4 protein-coding genes are annotated in these 5,606 nt (G+C 48.6%); all 4 read left to right on the forward strand.

Annotated elements, in window-relative coordinates:
* The first annotated feature begins 456 nt into the window (after positions 1-456).
* Complete coding sequence (locus GF401_09810; protein MBD3345343.1) at positions 457-1,800, forward strand: hypothetical protein; 1,344 nt, start codon at positions 457-459, stop codon at positions 1,798-1,800.
* A 53-nt stretch (positions 1,801-1,853) separates the two neighbouring features.
* Positions 1,854-2,810 (forward strand): hypothetical protein, encoded by a 957-nt coding sequence (locus GF401_09815; GenBank protein MBD3345344.1) that lies wholly within the window; start codon positions 1,854-1,856, stop codon positions 2,808-2,810.
* The gene (gene recN / locus GF401_09820) at positions 2,776-4,452 is read left to right on the forward strand and encodes a DNA repair protein RecN (protein ID MBD3345345.1); all 1,677 of its coding nucleotides are present in this window, start codon (positions 2,776-2,778) and stop codon (positions 4,450-4,452) included. Before GF401_09815 ends, recN begins: the two co-directional genes overlap by 35 nt.
* Positions 4,452-5,606: aldo/keto reductase (locus tag GF401_09825; GenBank protein ID MBD3345346.1), on the forward strand; the 1,155-nt coding region annotated here is incomplete at its 3' end. The genes recN and GF401_09825, both read left to right, overlap by 1 nt.

Raw genomic sequence — 5,606 nt, forward strand, 5'->3', positions numbered from 1 at the left:
CTATCTGGCTTTGATACCCGGTATATGTCGTGATGGTGACGATGAGCAGTATGGGTCGAGTGTGGAGCATGATGTGTTTGCCGTGCAGGCTGTTTCCCGGAGAATACACTATGGCGCCTTCTATGTTGCCGAAAGTAAGTATCGAAGCAATTCATCGTCACTCAAGCCTTTAATCGAGGCAAAAGATTACGACGGCTTATATGCAGCACTCACGCGAAAAGAAGTTGAAAAAGCGATAATCACCCGGGTACGGGAAAAAGTAATCAGTGTTCAGGCGCGGATGCGCCATGAAATCCGGCATACCGTCGAGCCGAAAACAGTTCTGCAGTTTTATCACGACTGTATAATCCCGACAACAAAAAAGGGTGAAGTCCATTATCTTTTGCAGCGGCCGCTTACATGAAACCCCTCGACATCCGAATACTATTGTAATCATTTTCACCAAGGGAGAAGAAGATGCTGGAGATTAAGGCTGCCCGTGAAATACGGGGCGCCGTTGAAACGCCGCCAAGTCTCAATCAATATATTCTGTCAACTGTTGCCGCTCTGGCTTCACAGCTGAAAACGACAATATCACCTTTTCCCGACACCCCGGCTGTTGCAGAGTGGAACAAAAGAATCGGATCCCATTGCTCGTTGAACCAAACAAAAGACACGATTGTCATCACTCCTCAGGAAAATAGCGAGTCGATGCTTGATTTTGCCGGATACCATCTCCCCTACCGTGATTTCATACTCTTCGTTGCATTGGGCATGGGAAAAACGGTAAAAGTAACCGCGGTTTCGGAAAAGCGGATCGAATACTGGACAAATCTGGCAACTAAGTGGGGATGTACCATAAAAGCAGACCAGTCGGAGAGTTTTACCTATATTTCTCTCTTTGAAACAGAAAATTTCAGGGAACGCATCGAAGACATCACTTTTGACGAACTTTATTCATATATCGGCTGCGGATTGGGATTACGAAAAAAAGTGGAGGCCGAGATCGATTTCCAGTTTTCGAGTATTATCCGTCCGCTTACCGCCGCATTCGGCTATGAATGTGCTGTTACCAGCAATCAACCTGCTGCCAGGAAAAGTTCTCTTGAACGGCGGCTCAAGATGCTCAAAAAAAAGAAACAGAGTGAAAATCCTGTCACGTCAACGCTCTCAGTCGATTTTTCACATTCTTCGGTTGAGGAAGCTCAGGTCACCCTCTCGGGCGATGAATTATTTGCAGCCATTGTGCTTGCGGCCAAATCGATAGTTCAGCGCGGCCCCTTTATCATTAACAATGTATTGCTGGTTCCCTGGGCACTTCCCCTGCTGGATTTTCTAAGAAAAATGGGCTTCAGGCCGGGTATACAGGAAACCGGCCTGAGTTCTTTCGGTCCGGTGGGAATGATCCAGTTTCAAAATTATTCACTGATCAGTAGAAAAATCGTATGCCGCCCTCTTTGTCATTATTACGATCAATTGCCTGCGATGATCGTTTTAGGCGCTTTTGCCGACGGGCAGTCGATTTTTCGTGAACTCGAAGACATGCGATATGATATTCCCGACGGCATCGAACAGATCAACGAATGTATCCGCCTCCTTGGTGCGCGGTTCGGTGAGATGCCCGACGGTATTGTTATCGACGGCGCAAATCAGTTTGATGGATTTGATTTGCCGACAGAAATTTTTGCAGGGCATAATGCTGCATTTGCCGTTGCCGGGCTGAAATGTATGGGCACGACGACCATTGCAGATACTGCAATAAAAAACCGCTGGCCGGGGTTTGAAGAATTGCTGCAGTCGATTTGTCAATTTCGTACGTAGATGTTCTCATTATACTTTTATCTGAGGACTTCAAAACAGTATCTTCAGGTAGTATGGCATTGCAATGCATACACATGACACCACAAAGGAATAGTATGAAACCGGTGAAATCGTTTGGTATCGTTGCATTTAAAGAATCACCCGAAATACAATCGCTTCTTGCCCGTATTGCCGTATGGATAAAAGAGCTGCATCTTCATGTCTACTATCACCCCTCGATGCAGGGGATGACACCTGATGGGGCGGAAATCGAGCGATCCCCCGAAGATTTATTAAAAAAAAGTGAAGCATTGATTTCAATCGGAGGAGACGGCACATTTCTTTCGGTCGTCCATATGTCGAAATTCCACGAAAAACCTGTGATAGGGGTTAACCTGGGCGGTCTGGGCTTTTTAACCGACCTGAGCCCCGAAAATCTGGAAACCAGTCTGAAAAGAATTTCACAGGGCCACTACACGCTTATCAAACGAATGAATCTGGAAGCCCGACTGATACGTAACAATAAGGAAGTAGCTACATATCATGCCCTCAACGATATATTCTTCAACCGGTACAGTAACCCGCGACTCATTTCACTTGCGGCCTGGCATGGTTCCGATTATATCGGCAATTTCCAAGGTGATGGTCTGATTGTGGCAACCCCGAGCGGGTCCACGGCCTATTCTCTTGCAGCAGGTGGTCCTATTGTCGATCCTGATATCGATGCATTTCTTCTTAATCCGATCTGTCCCCATTCTCTTACCGAACGCCCGATGCTCCTGCCGTCAAACAAACCGATACGTATCATGGTCAAAAGTTCACGGGAGGATGCAATGATCAGCGCCGACGGTCTCGATTCAACGGTACTCGATGGTAATGATGAAATCATCATTTCAAAGGGAAAAAGCGAAACAAACATTGTGCAACTTTCTGAACGATCGTATTTTGATTTATTACGAATAAAATTAAACTGGGGACTCAACTACAAAAACCGGAGTGACAACAGCAGTGATACGAGAACTCCGAGTTAAAAATCTGGCCCTTATCGAGGATCTTGCCGTAGAGTTTGATGACGGTTTTTCTGTTTTTACCGGCGAGACCGGCGCAGGAAAATCGATTCTTATCGGGGCGATCGGCCTGCTCCTCGGTGACCGTGCATCAACCGAATCGGTGCGATCGGGCGCGGATGATGCCGAAATATGCGGTGTTTTCGATCTTCCGAAAAGCAGCGACGCTCTCAGAGAGTTGCTGGAAGAAAACACCATCGAAATATCCAATCAGGAATTGATCATCCGCCGCAAAATAACCCGGCACGGAAAAAACCGGATCTATCTCAACCAGGTGCCCATTCCCCTGACTCTGCTTGGCAAGGTCGGCGAGCTTCTTATCGATTTCCACAGCCAGCATGAGCATCAATCGCTTCTGCTTCCTGAAACCGCGCCGGCAATTATCGATTCCCTTTCGGGAGTTGCGCCTGCAAAAGAAGAATACGAGAGTGCCTATGCCGAGTATTTTTCGGTACAGTCGGCTCTGGAAAAACACGACCGGAAAGCCACAGCACTCAAAGAGCGCCGTGATATCCTCGAGTACCAGTTCAAAGAAATAAGCAATCTTAACCTTAAAGCCGATGAAGAAGTTGAGCTGGAGGCCGAACTGAAACTAATCACCTCATCGACCGAACGCCTGCAGCTTGCCGCCGATATCCTTGAATTGACAGGTGGGGGTTCGAATGCTCTCAGCAAGGCGGTTGTCGCAATCAGAAAAAAACTCGAGAACCTGTCACGGTTTGACCAATCGGCTGTCCAGTGGATCGCCGATATTGAAAACACCCAGACGCTATTTTCCGAACTGGAAACCTACTGCGAATCCTACGGGGAGTCCTTCGAGTCGGCGGCCGATCCGGCGCGGATCGAGTTTATCAACGATCGCATCGCCCGGATTCAACGGCTTAAAAAGAAATACGGTTGTTCATCATTAGAACTGCTCGAACGGGCAAAACAGCTGAAAGCTGATCTCGACTCCCTCGAAAACTGCGAGGCCGACAGGAAACTCCTGGAAAAGCAGGTAGATGAAGCTCATAAAAAGGCCTTTGACAAGGGAAACAACCTTCATCGTGCCCGCCAGAAAGCAGCCCGGGAGTTCGATAAAAAAATATCGGCCCAGATGAACAAACTCGGCTTCAAAGACGGCGAATGGCAAACAGCGCTGAAACGGCATTCTACCCTGACCCCGCTGGGGCTGGAAGACATCTCCTTTCTGGTTAAAACCAATCCCGGCGAACCGGCGCTTCCTCTCGTTAAAATCGCCTCCGGTGGAGAAATTTCCCGGCTCATGCTGGCAATCAAGTCGGTGCTGGCCGAAAAAGACCGGGTTTCTACCCTCATATTCGATGAAATCGATGCCGGTATCGGAGGAGTACTTGCCAAAGAGGTGGCCCGCGCGTTGAGAGAACTGAGTGGAACCCATCAGGTGATATGCATCTCTCATCTCCATCAGATAGCGTCAGTGGCCGATCATCATTTTCATGTCTATAAAGAAATCGAAAACAAACGGACCCGTACCCGGATCAAACGCCTCGAGGGCGCCCAGAAAGTGGATGAAATCGCCCGGATGTTCGGTGATGATTCGGAAATATCACGGAAACATGCACAGGAGCTTCTTAAAAAGAAATAATGATTTATAACCGCTACGGAAAAACAAACCTTACTATCTCGGCTCTCACCTTGGGTACCATGCGTATCCCCTTCAAAGGAGAATCGTTATCGCCCCGGGAACGGGAAAGTAAAGAAGCCAATGCAATCGCTACACTGCAAAAAGCGGCAGACCTGGGAATCAATCATCTCGACACCGCCAAAGGATACGGTAACAGCGAAAAGCTGATCGGCCTTGGCCTGAAAGAAGTCAGGCGTGACGCTTTTTATCTTTCCACAAAAATAACGGCCCAGGCCTCCTTTGAGGAAGCATCACGGTATATCGACGAAGCGCTTCAGAAGCTGGGAACCGATTATATCGATGTCATGAATGTTCACGGTATCAATACCGACGAAAAATTAAAAAAGGCCCTCTCCGGAAATGGAATTGTCCGGGCCATTCAGAAGGCGATTGATGACAAGCGAGTCGGATTCATGGGCTTTTCATCCCATGGTTCGCCCGAGGTAATCTGCAGAGCCATATCTACCGGCCGTTTCAGCGCGGTAAGCCTTCTCTATTCGTATACCTATCAGCGAAACACGCCTGCAATCGAGCTGGCGCATAAAAATGATATGGGAGTGCTTATCCTTTCCCCTTCCGAAAAGGGCGGAATGCTTTTCGCCCCGCCAAAGAAACTGGTCGATGCCTGCGCGCCCTTCGATCCGCTCTCCCTGCTCCACCGCTGGACACTGACCCGAAAGGGCGTTACAACTCTGGCCATCGGGGCAGCATCTCCAAGACAACTCGATGCTCATATACCTGCAGGAAATGGCCCTGCCGAACTTACGGCCCAGGAAACCGGGGCCATTCGGAAACTCTATGAGCAGGAAAAATCGGTGCTCGGTAACAGCCGATGTACCCTCTGCTACGCATGCATGCCATGCCCCGAAGAAGTTGCCATTCCCGAAATACTCCGCCTGCGAAACCTGGGTAAGACATTCGACATGATTGAATTCGGAAAAATGCGCTATAATCTGCTCCCCAACGGCGGCGAGTGGTTTCCGGGCAAAAAAGCCGACGCCTGCACCGAATGTAATGAATGCCTTTCACAATGTCCCGAAAACCTGGCAATTCCCGACCTTCTCAAAGAAACCCACCAAATGCTTCTGGGAGAAAAGAAAAAACGGCTGTGGGAC

The organism is Chitinivibrionales bacterium (assembly GCA_014728215.1).
Lineage (GTDB): Bacteria > Fibrobacterota > Chitinivibrionia > Chitinivibrionales > WJKA01 > WJKA01.

Bases quoted from the DNA above. Each gene is read 5' to 3' on its own strand.
- GF401_09810 (MBD3345343.1), top strand. From the start codon at position 457: ATGCTGGAGATTAAGGCTGCCCGTGAAATACGGGGCGCCGTTGAAACG.
- GF401_09815 (MBD3345344.1), top strand. From the start codon at position 1,854: ATGGCATTGCAATGCATACACATGACACCACAAAGGAATAGTATGAAA.